Annotated in this window: 14 protein-coding genes; 11 read left to right on the top strand and 3 right to left on the bottom strand. The window is 38.6% G+C overall.

The features are described 5' to 3' along the window. Positions 1–159 precede the first annotated feature (159 nt). Positions 160–1527 carry an MATE family efflux transporter gene (locus tag J7W16_RS07030; RefSeq protein ID WP_210596559.1) on the top strand — a complete coding sequence of 456 codons (1368 nt, stop codon included), beginning with the start codon at positions 160–162 and terminating at the stop codon, positions 1525–1527. A gap of 51 nt (positions 1528–1578) precedes the next feature. On the opposite strand, the gene J7W16_RS07025 is transcribed toward J7W16_RS07030, so the two are convergent. Then, entirely contained in the window at positions 1579–2448 is an 870-nt protein-coding gene (locus tag J7W16_RS07025; protein WP_210596558.1) for an AraC family transcriptional regulator, read from the bottom strand. 140 nt (positions 2449–2588) lie between these two features. Here J7W16_RS07025 and J7W16_RS07020 point away from each other — a divergent pair, with 140 nt between their 5' ends. From J7W16_RS07020 to J7W16_RS07005, 4 genes are all read left to right on the top strand, one after another. Next, positions 2589–4862 (top strand): glycoside hydrolase family 127 protein, encoded by a 2274-nt coding sequence (locus J7W16_RS07020; RefSeq protein WP_210596557.1) that lies wholly within the window; start codon positions 2589–2591, stop codon positions 4860–4862. A gap of 236 nt (positions 4863–5098) precedes the next feature. After that, positions 5099–6427, top strand: coding sequence for an FAD-dependent oxidoreductase (locus tag J7W16_RS07015; RefSeq protein ID WP_210596556.1), 1329 nt, complete (start codon positions 5099–5101; stop codon positions 6425–6427). A gap of 258 nt (positions 6428–6685) precedes the next feature. Further along, a complete protein-coding gene (locus J7W16_RS07010) occupies positions 6686–7588 on the top strand; it encodes an ABC transporter ATP-binding protein (protein ID WP_210596555.1) in 903 nt (300 codons plus the stop codon). Beyond that, positions 7581–8834 (top strand): ABC transporter permease, encoded by a 1254-nt coding sequence (locus tag J7W16_RS07005; RefSeq protein ID WP_210596554.1) that lies wholly within the window; start codon positions 7581–7583, stop codon positions 8832–8834. The genes J7W16_RS07010 and J7W16_RS07005 overlap by 8 nt, the downstream gene beginning before the upstream one ends. A 125-nt stretch (positions 8835–8959) precedes the next feature. On the opposite strand, the gene J7W16_RS07000 is transcribed toward J7W16_RS07005, so the two are convergent. After that, entirely contained in the window at positions 8960–10921 is a 1962-nt protein-coding gene (locus J7W16_RS07000; protein ID WP_210596553.1) for a glycosyl transferase, read from the bottom strand. 183 nt (positions 10922–11104) lie between these two features. Between J7W16_RS07000 and rfbF the strand changes: the two genes are divergently transcribed. From rfbF to J7W16_RS06970, 6 genes are all read left to right on the top strand, one after another. Beyond that, complete coding sequence (gene rfbF / locus J7W16_RS06995; protein ID WP_210596552.1) at positions 11105–11896, top strand: glucose-1-phosphate cytidylyltransferase; 792 nt, start codon at positions 11105–11107, stop codon at positions 11894–11896. Then, complete coding sequence (gene rfbG, locus J7W16_RS06990) at positions 11886–12998, top strand: CDP-glucose 4,6-dehydratase (RefSeq protein WP_210596551.1); 1113 nt, start codon at positions 11886–11888, stop codon at positions 12996–12998. The genes rfbF and rfbG overlap by 11 nt, the downstream gene beginning before the upstream one ends. Continuing rightward, positions 12985–13896, top strand: a complete 912-nt coding sequence (locus J7W16_RS06985) for an NAD-dependent epimerase/dehydratase family protein (RefSeq protein WP_210596550.1) — start codon at positions 12985–12987, stop codon at positions 13894–13896. The genes rfbG and J7W16_RS06985 overlap by 14 nt, the downstream gene beginning before the upstream one ends. 35 nt (positions 13897–13931) lie before the next feature. Continuing rightward, positions 13932–14492, top strand: a complete 561-nt coding sequence (locus J7W16_RS06980) for an AAA family ATPase (protein WP_210596549.1) — start codon at positions 13932–13934, stop codon at positions 14490–14492. A gap of 272 nt (positions 14493–14764) precedes the next feature. Next, entirely contained in the window at positions 14765–15121 is a 357-nt protein-coding gene (locus J7W16_RS06975; RefSeq protein WP_210596548.1) for a hypothetical protein, read from the top strand. Beyond that, positions 15118–15756 (top strand): O-methyltransferase, encoded by a 639-nt coding sequence (locus J7W16_RS06970; protein WP_210596547.1) that lies wholly within the window; start codon positions 15118–15120, stop codon positions 15754–15756. The genes J7W16_RS06975 and J7W16_RS06970 overlap by 4 nt, the downstream gene beginning before the upstream one ends. Before the next feature lie 547 nt (positions 15757–16303). On the opposite strand, the gene J7W16_RS06965 is transcribed toward J7W16_RS06970, so the two are convergent. Then, a complete protein-coding gene (locus J7W16_RS06965; RefSeq protein WP_210596546.1) occupies positions 16304–16744 on the bottom strand; it encodes a YtoQ family protein in 441 nt (146 codons plus the stop codon). Positions 16745–16773: the final 29 nt, after the last annotated feature.

Raw genomic sequence — 16773 nt, 5'->3', positions numbered from 1 at the left:
ATACTCTTCGAAGCAACCTTTCTATTAGTGAAAAATGATCATATAGTATATTATGTTCCTTTTTTAGATAAGCGTGTACTAGAAGAAAAACGAACAGACAAACAAGGGCTTTAATCATTTCAAGTTTTTCTTATTGATGACACTAGAAAGAGGTTTTGTATGAGTAATACAGAAATCAAACGCTTATCGATCATAGCCGTTACGTGGCCGATTTTTATTGAATCATTGTTAAATATTTCGTTACGAACAGCAGATACATTCATGCTTAGCCAAGTATCGGATGAAGCGGTAGCTGCAGTTGGAGTAGCGAATCAACTGATTATGTTTATGTTTTTTTTATTTCAGTTTATTGCCACTGGTACATCGGTTGTTGTTGCACAGTACCTTGGAGCGAATAAATTAGGAGAAATTAAGAGATTTACAGGAAACGGTATTTTAATTAACTTTTTATTCGGTTTGGTTGTGGCCTCAATCTTAATGATCTTTAGTAGACAATTACTAGGTCTTTTCCAACTTGAACCATATCTAATGGAACAGGCAAGAACCTTCCTATTGATTGTCGGTGGGGCTTTAGTCTTTCAGGCCGTCAGTGTGACGGTCTCGATTATCATACAAACGCATGGATTTACAAAGGAAACGATGTTCGTAAGTGGTGGAATGAATATCATTAACATCATCGGGAATTATTTATTTATCCATGGTGCTTTAGGGTTTCCACAATTGGGCGTACAAGGGGTAGCCATTTCGACCGCATTCAGTCAATTTGTGGCCCTCATTGCGTTCTTCATTGTTCTACGTTATCGTGTCCAGCTACGTCTAACCTGGGCTGATCTTTTTGATATTCAGAAGAATCGCTTAAGAAAAGTCTTAAGCATTGGGATACCGGCCTCGATGACGATGATCTCGTACTCGAGTAGTCAGATTGTCACAACGGCAATTATTACCCTACTGGGTTCACAGATGCTTGCAACACGCATTTATACGTTAAATGTTCTTTTTTTAGTTATGATCTTAGGGATTTCACTGGGAAGAGGGACACGAATTATCATCGGTCATCAAATTGGAGCAGGCAGGATGGAAGAGGCATATAAGCAAGGGGTGCAAAGTGCGAGGTGGAGTATAGGGCTTGCCTTACTGATGACATCACTTATTGTTCTTGTTAGGGAGCCGCTGCTTGGGATGTTTTCAGATAATCCAGAAATTATAATGATGGGAAGTACCCTGTTAATAATGGGTTTTCTGCTTGAGCCAGGAAGATGTTTGAACTTGGTATATGGTTCGATCCTCGAAGCTTCTGGGGATGCCAAATATTCGATGATTGTGTCAGTTACTGTAATTTGGGCCTTTAGTGTTCCAATGTACTACCTTTTAGGCATTCATTTTGGATGGGGACTTATTGGGATATGGGCAGCCTTTATTGCAGACGAATGGCTCCGAGGTATCTTATTGCATAGGCGTTGGATTAGCCGGAAATGGGAACAGAAGGCCGTCGTCAAGCATGGAGAAAAAAGCAAGGCAACTGGATAAGGGAAATTGATGAGGTACATCACTTCGGTTTGAGGTGATGTACCTTTTTGCTTATCGGTAATGTTGGTTTAGGTAATCAGACGGGGAAATACCACTAACCTTTTTGAAGACACGGCTAAAGTAAAATGGATTTGAGAAACCGAGGATTTCGCTTACCTCAGAGACGTTATGTGAAGACTCTTTAAAATAACGGATAGCTTGTTCAACTAATAGTTCATGTTGAAACTGGGTGACTGTTTTTCCTGTTTGTTGCCGAAATAAATTTGATATATAGGCGTAATTCATTCCAAGTTTCTCTGAAATCTGTTCTGAAGACAGTCGATCCGTTGGTGCTTTTTTTAAGAGCTCGATTAGCTGATTGACAATTCGATTGCTACGTTTGTGAATTTTCTCATCTAATTTCTCCTGATAAAGATCGAGAAACAAGTCATAGGTTAGAGCTGACGATCGCAGTGGTTGAAAGGAATGCTGAGACTCGTAACGGTCAAGCAGCTTCTGCAACTGTAAATCGATGTACTCTGGTTTCTGGACAGTTTCGCGTTTTGGTATAGTCAATTTCTTGTCATACGTCTCACTGTGTATCATCATTGGCTGCTGAAAAGGGGAGTATTCGCCTTTGTTTTCCACTCCTAGATCTTGTGGCGGGTCATAGAAGTGAATATAATACCACTGTGTACCTGGAGCATATGTTTTCGTTCCCCAGTGAGGCGTATTTTTGCTAAGAAAAAGATATGTTCCTTCTTTAACTTGATAGTCGATTCCGTCTTCTACCACGTAAATCATACCTTTTTTTACATAGATAAACACATGGACCTCCTCCATAAATCTACTTGGGTGTTGGAGGCTGCCTTTCTTGTCAATCATGAATCCGATTTCTCTTACCAATGGTAGACTATAAGAAGGTAATGTAAATTCATTCATGGTATTACTCCTTGTTTTAGTTATATGGATAGTGTAGCTTAAAATCTAAAAATAAGATATGTTTTCTGATGAGAAGTGAATTCTATTCAGAAGGTTTTCCCCTCATACTATAGATATATAGTCACTTGAGGAGGGTTTAAATGTTAAATGTGAAATTGATAGATGGTATGTTCAAGGAGTCGCAGGAGAAGGGGCAGGAGTATCTCTTATTCTTAGATGTTGACCGCCTAATTGCACCTTGTTATGAAGCCGCTTCCAAGGAAGCAAAGAAGCCCCGCTATGGTGGATGGGAATCGATGGAGATTGCTGGACATTCAATTGGGCATTGGCTCTCTGCGGCTGCAGCGATGTATCGCGAAACAAATGACGATAAGTTAAAAGAAAAGCTTGATTATGCGATTGCTGAACTTGGGCGTGTTCAGAGCTTTGATGAAGAGGGGTATGTAAGTGGGTTTTCTCGTGCATGCTTCGATGAGGTGTTCACAGGCGAATTTCGCGTCGAGCATTTCGGTTTAGGTGGATCATGGGTTCCTTGGTATAGTATACATAAAATCTATGCTGGGTTAATTGATGCATACCAGCTTACTGGTAGCAAGGAAGCGCTAGAGATTGTAACAAAGCTTTCAGACTGGGCCTATCGTGGTCTTTCTCCACTCACTGAGGAGCAGTTTCAGCGAATGTTGATTGCTGAGCATGGTGGAATGAACGACGTGATGGCGAATATGTACTTAATTACAGGTGAAGAAAAGTACTTAGAGCTCGCCAAGCGTTTTTGTCACCAAGCCGTTCTTCATCCGTTAACGAAGGGAATTGACAATCTTGAAGGCAAGCATGCTAATACACAAATCCCTAAACTAATAGGAGCAGCCAAGCTTTATGAGATTACCGGGGAAAAAAGCTACCGGGATATGGTCGAATTCTTTTGGAATGAAGTATCGCACCATCGTTCGTACGTTATTGGCGGCAACAGCAACAGAGAGCACTTTGGTCCGCCAGATACAGAAGAGTTAGGCGTTCTTACAAATGAAACATGCAACACCTATAATATGTTGCAGTTAACTGAGCATTTATTTAATTGGACGAAAGATTCTAGTTATATGGATTACTATGAGCGCGGCCTTTATAATCATATTTTAGCATCTCAAGATCCAGACTCAGGTATGAAGACGTATTTTGTTTCAACAGAGCCTGGTCATTTCAAAGTGTATTGTTCACCTGAAGAATCATTCTGGTGCTGCACAGGCACAGGAATGGAAAACCCTGCTCGTTACACAAGATTTATCTATGTTCAACAGGAACAGGATTTCTATGTAAACCTTTTTATTGCTTCTGAAGTGACGCTTTTAGATCAAGAGACGATCATTAGACAGGAAACGATTTTCCCGAAATCAGAAAAAAGCTCACTTGTATTTAAAGAAGCGAGTGGTCAAGAACTTAATGTTCATATCCGTGTACCGAATTGGGTTACTGGTAATGTTGAGCTTAAGCTGAATGGTGAGGTCGTGAATGCACCAGTTGATCGAGGGTATGTAACGATAAACAAAGCATGGGCAAAAGGAGATCGCATAGAGGTTCTTCTGCCAATGAGTCTACACGTCTATAAGGCCAAAGATGACCGGTCAAAGCAAGCCTTTTTATACGGTCCAGTTGTTCTTGCGGGTGCTTTAGGCACAGAAAACTTTCCGGAAACAGACATACTAGCTGATCATCTTGCCTTAAATAATCATGAGCTCATTGACGTCCCAGCCCTGGTGACTGATGGTAGTGTAGATCAGTGGTTACATCCCGTTGAGGGCAAGCCGCTTACGTTTGAAACAGATGCAATTGGCCAGCCAGGTCATGTGAAAGTACGATTTATTCCATTTTATGAATTACACCATGAACGATACAGCTTGTACTGGAAGGTTGCTACTCAAGAGGAATATGAAAAAGGAGTAGACGAAGAGAAGAAAAAGCAGGAGTGGATTAGAGCAATCACTGTCGATGAAATCCAACCAGGCGAACAGCAGCCAGAGATTGAACATGGTATTCAATCTGAGCATTCCCAGACAGGCTACCTTAATAAAGTACACAAAAGCTGGCGAGATTGCCGGGACAACGGCTTTTTCAGCTATAAAATGGCTGTTCAACCAAATAAGCCTATGTATTTGCTAGTCACCTATTTTGGAAGCGACAATACCTTACATGAGGATGGCAACGCATACGAGCGTGACTTTACGATTTCAGTAGACGGGACAGTCATTGCTAACCAAATACTAAAATCAGAAAAACCAGAAGACATTTACCTCGTATGCTATGACATTCCTTTTAATTTAACAGAAGGAAAAGAAAAGGTAGAGGTACGATTTGACGCACCGGCAGGTCAAGTAGCTGGTGGAGTTTACGGAATTCGGATGCAAAATGAGGCGCAGTAAGAGAGAAAGGACAGATGGAGTTATCCATCTGTCCTTTTTAATATATGTTTTAACATAGATAGTGTATAAAATTGAAATTGAGAATAAGAATTTAAATTACTTGTGAATAATTTCACAAAAGGTATTGATCTTTAGAAAATAGTGAACTATAATAAAGCCATCAAGTAATTGTGAAATAAATCACAAACGTTATGTGAATAACTTCACAATAAAACAATATGTAGGGGGAAATAACAATGAAAATTGCTGTTATCGGATGTACACATGCAGGTACTGCTGCTGTTTCAAATATGGTTAAATTATACCCAAGGGCAGAAATAACCGTTTTCGAAAAAAATGATAATATTTCTTTCTTATCTTGTGGGATAGCATTGCATGTAAGTGGAGTTGTAAAGGATCCTAACGGGTTATTTTATAGCTCACCAGAAGAGTTAACTGAGCTAGGTGTGAAGATGCGAATGAAGCATGAGGTATTAGATATTAATGTTGAAGACAAAACAATTGCAGCACGTAATCTAGAAACAAATGAGATGCTCAATGATACATATGATAAGCTTGTCATGACAACAGGTTCTTGGCCTGTTATCCCAAATATCGAAGGGATTAACATGGAAAATGTGTTATTGTGCAAGAACTTTCAACATGCTAATACAATTATTGAAAAAGCAAAGGACGCCGAGAATATTGTTGTTGTAGGTGCAGGCTATATAGGGATCGAATTGGTTGAAGCATTTGAAATGAGTGGGAAAAACGTGACCTTGATTGATGGGGAAACGAGAGTGCTAAGCAAATATTTAGACGAACCTTTTACAGAGATAGTTGAGAAGGATTTCCAAGAACGAGGGGTTCAATTAGCTTTAGGAGAAACAGTTACTCGTTTTGTTGGTAATGACGGGAAAGTTACTGCTGTCAAAACATCAAAAGGTGATTATCAAGCTGATTTAGTCATTCTATGCATTGGTTTCCAACCAAACACAGGCCTTCTTAAAGGACAAATTGATATGCTTGGTAACGGTGCAATAAAAGTCGATGAGTACATGCGCACTAGTAATATGGATGTCTATGCAGCAGGAGATAGTTGTGCGATTCGCTATAATCCAACTGGTGATTATGCTTATATTCCACTTGCAACAAACGCTGTGAGAATGGGGACGTTAGTGGCAAAGAATTTAGTTGAGCCGACGGTTAGATATATGGGGACACAGGGAACATCAGGGATCAAAATCTATGATCAAAACATCGCAACAACAGGTTTAACGGAAACATCAGCTCTACGTATGGATATGAATGTGAAAAGTATCACAATCTTTGAACATGACCGTCCAGAATTTATGCCGACGTACGAGGATATTATGCTAAAGGTTGTTTATGAAGAAGGAACAAAAAGGATTGTCGGGGCACAGGTGATGTCTAAGGTCGATGTTACTCAATCAATTAACACATTATCTGTTTGTATCCAAAATAATATGACAATGGATGAGTTAGGCTTCGTAGATTTCTTCTTCCAGCCACACTACAACAAGCCCTGGAATTTCTTGAATCAAGCTGGTTTGCAGGCAATTTAATTAATAGGTGGAATAAAGGGGCTATCTTTTATGAGATAGCCTCTTTTTAATATTAATCTAAAGTTATATTTTAGATAGAGATGAAAGAATAGAGATAAAGTCGGCTAGTAATAAAAATTTGCGAAACCAACAATTCTATTATTACGTAAACACAATAGTCTTTAACAAATATGTCCATCAAATAGGTAATTAATGTTAAAATCAAACAGTGATTATTGTAGATTTTTAACATTTTAGATATAAGAGAGGAGATTGAAAATGACATTAGAAATAAATGGGATTAAAAAGAAGTTTGATGAGCAGTATGCAGTCAATGGAATTTCATTAAAAGTCGAAAAGGGTAAGATGTTTGGCATGCTTGGTGCAAACGGGGCAGGTAAGACGACGACATTTCGAATGATTCTTGGTTTATTAGACCCGACTGAGGGTTCTGCTCTGTGGGATGGGGAGAGAATGAGTTACCAACGCACAAGACTAGTGGGGTATCTCCCTGAAGAACGTGGGTTATTTCCGAAACTAACCGTGAAGGAACAGTTGATTTATTTAATGAAGCTAAAAGGAATGAAGACGCCTGAAATTGTCAAAGAGATGCGTATTTGGCTCGATCGCTTTCAGGTACCAGAATATGAAAATAAGAAACTAGAAGAACTTTCTAAAGGGAATCAGCAAAAGATTCAATTTATGGCATCGATTTTACATAGACCAGAGCTACTCATTTTGGATGAACCATTTAGTGGTCTTGATCCAGTTAATTCAGATATGTTAAAAAAAGCAGTGCTTGATCTCCAACGACAAGGAACAACGATCGTCTTCTCGAGTCATCAAATGAGTAATGTCGAGGAAATGTGCGAGGATTTAATAATGCTCAAACGTGGTCGACCAGTGTTGCAAGGGAATTTAAGAGAAATTAAGCGTTCATACGGGATGAAACGGATCAGTATACGTGCTGATTATGAGTTGGATTTCCTTGAAACTATTCAAGGTGTCCTTTCGTTTGAAAAAGGTCGAGATGGCGGTTTATTACATGTTGAAAATGAAGAGGTTGGGGAAACAATTTTTCATACATTGGCTGAGAAAGGGTTTGTTCGTAAGTTTGAAATTGAGGAACCGACATTACATGATATTTTCATAGATAAAGTTGGGGGTGAGACAGATGAATAATTTTTGGGTAACTGTTGCACACACTGCAGGGAAACGAATCAGAACAAAGGCATTTATCTGGTCAACCGCTGTGATCGCCGTTCTTATTATTGGGTTAATGAACATTACCACTGTCATTGATATGTTTGGTGGAGAGGACGGGGAGACGGAGAAGTCTACAATTGCTGTTGTTTATGATACGACGACAGCTGATGTTGCTGAACTACTTTCCTCATATGAAGAAGGCGAATTTAGTTATGTTGCCTATCCTGATAGTGATTTAGCTGCTGCTAAACAAGCAACAGAGGAAGGAGAATTTACCTATGTCCTTGGTTTGACTGGCGATCCTAGTCAAATAGAGGCTGAATTTTTCAGTGAAGGTACTGATTTTACCGTTGGAGAGACCGTACGAATGGATGTACAGCGGATGAAGGAAACGATAGTGACGAATGAGCTTGGTTTGAATGAGGAAGAACTAGCAATGATTTATAATCCAATTGTTTTCAATGAACGAGCTCTGACAAATGAAGGAAATATTGAAACAGAGGAAAGTCATATGCAATCCTACTTTATGGTATATGGCCTTGTCTTTGTCATCTATATGGTTATTTTATTATTTGGTTCGATGATCGCAACAGAAGTAGCCACTGAGAAATCCTCCCGTGTGATGGAGTTGATTATATCAAGTGTGAATCCAATCACGCAGATGTTTGGGAAGATAATCGGAATTGGGCTAGCCGGTGTATTAAATATGGCTATGCTTGTTCTAGCTGCATATGTTGGATATCTTATTAGTGGTGAGACATATCTTGAAACTATTTTGCAAGACATGCTAGAAGGTTCTTTACTTGGCTATGCATTAATACTCATTGTACTTGGGTATCTGCTATATGGCGGGGTGGCCGCGATGCTCGGTGCATTAGTGAGTAGGGCGGAAGAAGTGAATCAGGCCATTCAGCCGCTGGTCTTTGTTGCAATGATTGCTTTGTTCATTTCAATTACAGGACTTAATGTTCCAGATGCAACCTTTATTAAAGTGTTATCCTATGTTCCGTTCTTCACGCCACAGTTGTTATTTCTGAGAATTGGCATGACAAGCGTGCCGACATGGGAAATCATTGTCATTCTCACAGTACTTGTGTTAAGTGTTATCGTAATGAACCTCCTTGCAGCAAGAATCTATAAAGGTGGTGTGCTGATGTACGGTAAGTTTTCCTTTAAAAACGGAATCAAGCAGGCCCTTCGGTTAGGAAAAAGAGAAAGATAATTAAGTATGAGTTTGGACCATATGTATCATGAAGAGAAAAAGGGTAGCTAAGGTTAATATCGAACCTTGAGCTACTCTTTTTTTGCTAATAAATCTTGATGTTTTTAACGAATGCATTTATACGACTACTTTTCGATCGTGAAGCCATTTTTAGGAAGGTATTCCTTTGGCGTTTTCGAAAAATACTGACCTGAATGATCTAATTCTTGATAAATTTTACGAAGATGTTCAATATATGGTTTATAAATTTTTTGGATCACATCGTTACTGAAAGATAGTTTCTCACGTTTCCATAAGTCATAGTTTTGATCATCTAACATTAGAAGACTACCAAAGTGATAGCAGATTAGTGGTTTTTCGTCAATCTTGAGTCGATCAGAATGTTGTTTTACCTTATGCTCCTCTTTCATAACAAGATTCCACGGTGCAGCGTCAATTCCGATATGATCAATGACTTTAATATTTTCAAAATGGTGGACGATTTGATTGAGGTATTTCTGATCCCCCCAACGTGTCGAATCAGAATAGTCATCATAACACCAATTAAGGCATTGCTCCTTCCACCACGATAGAATTCTTCTACTATTTGGTTCTTGTTTGAAGCCGATTAGACCTGCTTGATAGATGCCATGCAGATGTTCAACCTCAGGGGTACTACGTTGTTTACTCAGGAAAATTGAATAGGTAGACCATTCCTCAATGAGCGTTTTCGGTGATGAAAAGAAATACATATCCGCATCACAATAAATGAGATGATCAATCTCACTGTATTTATTTAAAATATACTCACACACGACTGGTTTCATCGTCCAAGATCTTTCGGTTAATGTTCGATCCTCGATTTTTTTTCGTATGTTTACAGTTTGAATTTTGGCTGGCGAAATGAGAGTGACATTGTCTAAATCCAGATCTTCAAGGGTCGACAGTGTTTCCGGATCCATGCAGTATATCCATAAATGAAATGCTTTTTCGTTTTGCTTAATTGATTGATGTAATGCAAGGCCTTTGATTAGATATTCCTTACTTACTATTGTTGAAAAGCAATAGAAGTCTTGAAATTGGTCCATTTTCTGCCTGAATGGGGTGAACTTATAATATGTTTTAACTTGGTTTCTGTCTTTCTTATTAAAAAGTCGACTAGTCGTAGCTTCGGTTTTTTTCAAGGTTTGAATGATATCTCGAATTTTTATGATATAGGGCTCATAGATTTCTTTCTTAATATTACTTTTGATTTTGATATTGTCTAATGACCAAAGTTCGTATTCATCCTCATTTAAAATGGCCATACAAGCAAAGTGGTACGCAATTAGTTTGTCATCGTCAACGTAAACTTCTCCGTCTTTTCTCTTGATTTCAAAATCATTATTATAGACACAGTTCCAAGGGGCTGCGTTCACTCCTAAATGTGCAGAAATTTTGACTTTTGAGTACTTTTCTGGAATCCGGTCTAAGTACTTTTGATCACCAAATCGGTCCTCACTAGGTTCAATAAAACACCAATCTTCACACTGTTTTGCCCACCAGCTTACGCTTGCTAGACCCTCCTGATCATTTCGAAAGCCGATCATTCCTGCTTGATACTTCCCATATCTCCGTTCAACCCAGTCGAGATCACGCTGTGGTGTTAAATAAATAGATGCATATCCCCATTCATCAAAAATGTCTTTAGGATCTGAAAAGAAAAATAGATCTCCATCACAGTACAACACTGATTCTAAATCATATGTTGTGAGAAGATGATGAATTAATGGAGCTTTAATTGTCCAGCAGTATTCGTTCATTTGTCTCTGTTGTTTTATTTCTCTTAATTGATCATTTTCAAGTTGTTCGACATAAAAAAGGACCATATGTCGTTTATTTAATTTTCTAAAAAAACGAAACGTACGTCGGTCCATACAGCAGATCCACAGTTTGAAACGGTCTGAATGTGCTTCCAATGATTCGTAGAGAGTTAACACCCTTAGGATATAGTCCTGACTCGCTGTTACACATAGGTGATAGAGGTCTTGATTATCTTTTACGTTTCCCACCACTTTATTTTTCCTATTCAATTTTGCTATTTCATTTAAAGTAGATTCAACAGCCAACCTTATTCGCCTCCTTTAACTAGATATGTCTTGATACTGTATGCGGCATTTTCCTAATTGCACTAGTCATTTGTTTACTTTATTAGAATTAGGTAGTAGGTAAGTTCTATTTCTGGACATTTATACAGGCAAATATGAAAAAACACCATAAGAATATCAAGAACTCAAAAAAGGGGGGATTAGATGAAAGTTGTTATTTTAGCTGGAGGATATGGAACGAGGCTAAGTGAGGAAACAAAAGTAAAGCCAAAGCCAATGGTCGAAATTGGTGGTATGCCAATCCTTTGGCATATTATGAAAATCTATTCTTTCTATGGATTTAATGAGTTTGTGATATGTCTTGGCTACAAAGGACATATCATTAAAGATTTCTTTGCAACGTATTTGATGAATCATTCAGATATTACGTTTGACTTAACCGATGATAAAGAGCAATTAGTGATTCATAGAAAGCATGTTGAGCCATGGAAAGTAACGTTAATTGAGACAGGCGAGCACTCGATGACAGGTGGAAGAGTTGCTAGGGTGAAACCATATTTAAATGATGAATCATTTATGCTGACATATGGAGATGGACTATCTGATGTCAATATTGATCAACTTATTAAATTCCATAAGCAGCATAAGAAAGCAGCAACTCTAACAGCTGTGCAGCCGGAAGGTAGGTTTGGTGCAATTAATATTAGTTCTCTTGCTCAAATTCAAACCTTTGAGGAGAAACCACAAGGAGATGGGCATTGGATAAATGGAGGCTTCTTTGTACTCGAGCCTAGTGTTTTAGACTATATCTCTGGTGATACATGCGTTTTTGAAACAGATGTCCTGCCAAGGCTTGCTGAAGATCAGGAATTAATGGCATTTAAGCATGAAGGATTTTGGAAGCCAATGGATACGTTAAATGATCGAAACAAATTACAGGCACTATGGGAAAAAGGAAGTCCGCCATGGAGGAAGTGGTCAGGAAATGATGAATAGACATTTTTGGAACGGTAAAAAGGTATTTATAACAGGTCATACTGGATTCAAAGGGGCATGGCTTAGCCTATGGCTGACGATGCTCGGAGCCAAAGTAACTGGCTATGCTCTTACACCACCTACTTCACCAAGTTTATTTGAAACTGCGAAAATAGATCAATTGATTGATTCTCATAAAGGAAACTTGAACGATTTGAAGCATTTACAGCAGGTATTAACAGCTGCTAATCCGGACATTGTCTTTCATATGGCAGCGCAACCTATCGTTGGTGAATCATATAGGGATCCCGTTGGAACTTTCCAAACAAATGTAATGGGCACAGTCAATTTATTAGAAGCCATTAGAATCCTTGACCGCCAGGGAGCAAAGATTCGTGCAGTTGTTAATGTTACAACTGATAAATGCTATGAGAACAAAGAGTGGAATTGGGGATATCGTGAAAATGAACCATTAGGCGGGAATGATCCTTACTCGGCGAGTAAGGCTTGCTCAGAAATTGTGACAGCAGCATATCGGAAATCATTCTTTGGGCAGGAGTCCTTAGAAAGGGTTGCAATTGCTAGTGCTAGAGCTGGGAATGTGATTGGTGGTGGAGATTGGTCAGAGGAGCGTTTAATTCCACAATGTTTGGAAGCGTTAATTGAAAAGAAACCAATGATCCTACGGAAACCACAAGCGATTCGTCCATGGCAGCATGTTCTTGAGCCATTATCTGGTTATCTTCGACTTGCCGAAAAATTATATGAAGAAGACACTCAATTTTACTCAGAGGCATGGAACTTCGGACCAGATCTTGAGGATTGTGTAGAAGTCGGAAGTGTGGTTAATCGTTTATATACTAAGTGGGGCGAAAAGCCGAATCTAAAACACTATCAAACGAGTATGTACAAAGAATCAACTATGCTCATGTTGGATTGTTCAAAATCAAAAAGACTTTTAGACTGGAAACCAATCTGGAATTTAGATCAGGCGTTAGAAAAAATCGTAGTCTGGATGAAGGACTATCAAAATAACGCTCCGATGCGTGACGTGACAATCAAGCAAATTAACGACTATATGGATGACTTCGATAAAAGGAAGAGTAGCAATGAATCAGTTTAAAAAAGTGTCTGTCCTAATCACTGGTGCTACAGGTTATATCGGATCCCAGCTTACGAAGAGGCTCGTCAAGGAAGGAAGCGATGTCCATCTATTAGTACGACCGTCTTCAAACACAGAGATGTTAACAGATGTTGTCAAAGAGACAACGACACATATATATGAGGGTAGTTATCAATCAATGGAGCAAGCAATTCAAAGGTCAAAACCAAAAATCGTTTTCCATCTTGCGTCGTTCGCATCTATTCGCTATCAGACAGAGGATGTTCCTAAAATGGTTGAAAGTAATATTGTCATGGGAGCCTATTTGGCTGAAGCAATGGCGAAACAAAATGTAAGGAAGCTTGTGAACACAAGCTCCTTCTCCCAGCATATGGATCATAACGATTATCTACCAAATAGTCTGTATGCGGCTACAAAGCAGGCATTTGAAGATCTTATTTGCTACTATACTACGTTTTCTATGCTTGACTGCACATCTCTCGTGTTGTTTGACAATTATGGTCTCGAAGATCCGCGGCCGAAGCTAATGAATCTTTTGTACGAAACAATGAAAGAGGGAACAACACTTCGGATGTCTCCTGGTGAACAATATTTAGATCTTTTATATATTGACGATGTCATTAATGCTTATTTAGTTGCAGGTAGAAGATTACTAACTAATGAAGGAAAAGGATTGGAACGATTTACAGTTGGAAATGAGAACCGGATTCAACTAAAAAAGTTAGTTCTGCTAGTGAAGGAAATAACAAAAAAACAAATTAGAGTAGAATGGGGTGCGTTAGACTACCGAGCTGGCGAAATTATGGTTCCATGGAATAAAGGGACACCATTACCAGGTTGGAAGCAAAACGTGTCGTTAGAAGAAGGGATTCGGCGATTTTTCAAGACTAATGAATAACTGAATTAGTAAGACGCTGGAAGGGAGATTTGTTGATGAGAAAAGTTATTTTTATTAGTGCTCCATCAGGTGCTGGTAAAACAACGGTAAGAAAGACATTAGACGAAACAATTGCATCCAATTTTAACAATAATATTTTTAAAATTGAAATTGATGCTATGTACAAAGAAATAAACCCTAATTTCAGAGCGAAAAATCATTTAGAGATATGGAAAAAGGCGAGAGAAAACACAGGCCATTTAATCAAAGAAAAACTTGATGAAGGTACTGAAGCTATCTTCGTTGTGGGAAATACGATTTTTTCAGATCAGAGAATGCAGGAAGTACTAAAACCAATTCAGGCTGAGGATGGAGTTGAGTTTATTCATATTACCCTCGCACCGACTCGTTCAGAACTTGCTCGTCGTTTAAAAAAGAGAAGAGGTTCAGTTCCGAAATGGATTGATAGTCATCTTGCTGAACGAGAACCCTATCTCGAAGCAAAATGGACGAATGTCATTGATAATTCTAAGATGACCCCAGAGCAAACAGTAACAGCGATTTATGAAGTAATTAAGTACGGAAGAACAATGAAATCATTTTTTGAAGACGAGTAGATGATTAGCTAGAGGGTGGAGGGGAATATCACAGAAATGAACGTGGAAAAAGTCTTCTCAGACGGATGAGAAGGCTATTATTCGTTTTATATTATGACTAAATTGTAGCTAGGGTTGTGTTCAGTAGGTATATTCATATCTTTTGAAACACAGCCTTATTTGCTCTAAAACGACGACAAAATTAAGTAAGATCATTGACGATCTGTATGCGTTTGTATACACTTGGTTTGTTATCGTGTGTATACATTTGTATACGGAAATGAGGATATGATATGAAGCAAGAAAATGAAAGTGATTTTAAAGACGAGGAATATACTCACAATAGCCGACACATAGGTAAGGGGCGTTCCCATCATCGTGGAGGTGCAAAGACGTTCCGACGAAGACGAGCACTCTCCTTTTTAGAAATGATGAAGGTTAAGAGAGCAACCATCAAGCAACAGTTAGAGGAACCAGAATTTCAGTCAATTAATCAAATATTAATTGGTGAATTAAAAGCAATTGATATGGTAATTAGTGAGTTTATACAACTATTTGAAATCCACGAAGACGAGGTAAAAGAAAATATCGAAATAAAGAAAAATGGAGAGAGTTTGGAAAAAAGTAATGAAGGCGAGGAATACGAATGAAGGAAATTAACGGGTATATCGATTCTGTGTTTTACAAGAAGGATGATCTATTAGAAGAAGTATTAACTTCTATTAAAGAAAATGGGATGCGCTCCATTTCAGTTTCGCCCTCTACTGGTAAGCTATTAACGATGCTTGTCTCGATGACAAAAGCAGTGACGATTCTAGAGATTGGTGCACTTGGAGGCTATAGCGGGATCTGTCTGGCAAGAGGGTTTGGAAAGGACGGAAGATTGACCTCGCTTGAGCTAGAAGAAAAATTTGCACAGCTATCCAAAAACAATTTAACAAAAGCGGGATTTGGTAATCAAGTCACTTACATAACCGGACCAGCGTTGGAAAGTCTTGAGAACCTATCTAAAGAGGGAAAGCGATTTGATCTTTTCTTCATTGATGCGGATAAGGAAAATTACGAGAATTATCTAGAGTACTGCATTCGACTAGCTGAACCAGGAGCATTAATTATAGCCGACAATGCTCTTGCTGGAGGTAGCGTCGCAGAGCCTTCAGCAAGGATTAGACGATATACGGACTCGATGAAGGCATTTAATAAAAAAGTGGCAAACCATCCCCAATTAGAATCAATGCTACTACCAATTGGAGATGGGCTGACAGTATCTCGGGTGAAGGAATAAGAATTGTATTTAGAGGGTTTTAATCTTAATAAATAAAAAAATGAGACAGGGACATAACTGTCTGAATCAACTATAAATCCGTTGACTTAGCGGATAGAGTAAACGGAGACTCCCGCAGGATGCAAAAGCGATGACGCTAATAAACGCCACTTTTTGAATTGTATCTATGTAGTATATGGAACCTACTAACAATGTTTTTATGTTCAACACACTTTTTACGATCGCAGCCTAAAGAAAGTTAATATTGTCTTGATATTAATTGTGAAAAGAAGAGAAATTCGATCTCCCCTTTCATCCAGGTAGCGTGTTCGAAGTGACTTTTTATGGTCCCTTTCTCTAAATAACAATAGCTGTCGTCGTCTCGCTTCTTTAGTCTTGGTAGACAGGTTGGAAGTTTGATCAAAATGTCCACTACTTGAAAAATGAAATCTTGGCTTCCCGCGGAAAGAGAAGTATATTCCAGGAACGGTGTCCACACCAATATCTATCTTTGTTGTGCTTTGTCAGGATGTCAGTCAGCCATTTTAGATATGTCCCGGCACTTACTTTATTCAAAAATATAACCAATTACATCCAAGGCTTGATCCACTGTTTCAACTGTGACGTTTGCTTTGTTTGAGAGCTCCTTTAGTGGATGAATTAATGATTCAGGTCTAATTAGAATTGTCGGTTTATTCAACGCAATAGCTGTACTTGCATCCATCGCTGTATTCCATTGCTTGTATTTTTCTCCGAACAAGGCAATGACTATATCTGATTTCTGCATCAACACTTGAGTTCGAAAATTATTAATATCAGAAGCAGCATCATCTTTATAAATATTTCCTGGTTGTTTTCCTAAAATGTCCTCACCGATATTGTCTGAACGATCATGATTCGTTTGCGGGGCTACAAATGTTAAAGATAGATTTTTTTCTACTGCCTTTTTTGTGAGCTCTTCACGCCAATTGTCATGAATCTGTCCAGCTAAATAGACTGTTAAGTTCATCGTAACGCCTCCAATATGTAGATATATCT

The organism is Halalkalibacter suaedae (assembly GCF_017939705.1).
Taxonomy (GTDB): Bacteria; Bacillota; Bacilli; order Bacillales; family Bacillaceae_D; genus Halalkalibacter; species Halalkalibacter suaedae.
This window is presented reverse-complemented; position numbering and strand designations above follow the sequence as displayed.

Bases quoted from the DNA above. Each gene is read 5' to 3' on its own strand.
- J7W16_RS07030 (WP_210596559.1), top strand. From the start codon at position 160: ATGAGTAATACAGAAATCAAACGCTTATCGATCATAGCCGTTACGTGG.
- J7W16_RS07025 (WP_210596558.1), bottom strand. From the start codon at position 2,448: ATGAATGAATTTACATTACCTTCTTATAGTCTACCATTGGTAAGAGAA.
- J7W16_RS07020 (WP_210596557.1), top strand. From the start codon at position 2,589: ATGTTAAATGTGAAATTGATAGATGGTATGTTCAAGGAGTCGCAGGAG.
- J7W16_RS07015 (WP_210596556.1), top strand. From the start codon at position 5,099: ATGAAAATTGCTGTTATCGGATGTACACATGCAGGTACTGCTGCTGTT.
- J7W16_RS07010 (WP_210596555.1), top strand. From the start codon at position 6,686: ATGACATTAGAAATAAATGGGATTAAAAAGAAGTTTGATGAGCAGTAT.
- J7W16_RS07005 (WP_210596554.1), top strand. From the start codon at position 7,581: ATGAATAATTTTTGGGTAACTGTTGCACACACTGCAGGGAAACGAATC.
- rfbF (WP_210596552.1), top strand. From the start codon at position 11,105: ATGAAAGTTGTTATTTTAGCTGGAGGATATGGAACGAGGCTAAGTGAG.
- rfbG (WP_210596551.1), top strand. From the start codon at position 11,886: ATGATGAATAGACATTTTTGGAACGGTAAAAAGGTATTTATAACAGGT.
- J7W16_RS06985 (WP_210596550.1), top strand. From the start codon at position 12,985: ATGAATCAGTTTAAAAAAGTGTCTGTCCTAATCACTGGTGCTACAGGT.
- J7W16_RS06980 (WP_210596549.1), top strand. From the start codon at position 13,932: ATGAGAAAAGTTATTTTTATTAGTGCTCCATCAGGTGCTGGTAAAACA.
- J7W16_RS06975 (WP_210596548.1), top strand. From the start codon at position 14,765: ATGAAGCAAGAAAATGAAAGTGATTTTAAAGACGAGGAATATACTCAC.
- J7W16_RS06970 (WP_210596547.1), top strand. From the start codon at position 15,118: ATGAAGGAAATTAACGGGTATATCGATTCTGTGTTTTACAAGAAGGAT.
- J7W16_RS06965 (WP_210596546.1), bottom strand. From the start codon at position 16,744: ATGAACTTAACAGTCTATTTAGCTGGACAGATTCATGACAATTGGCGT.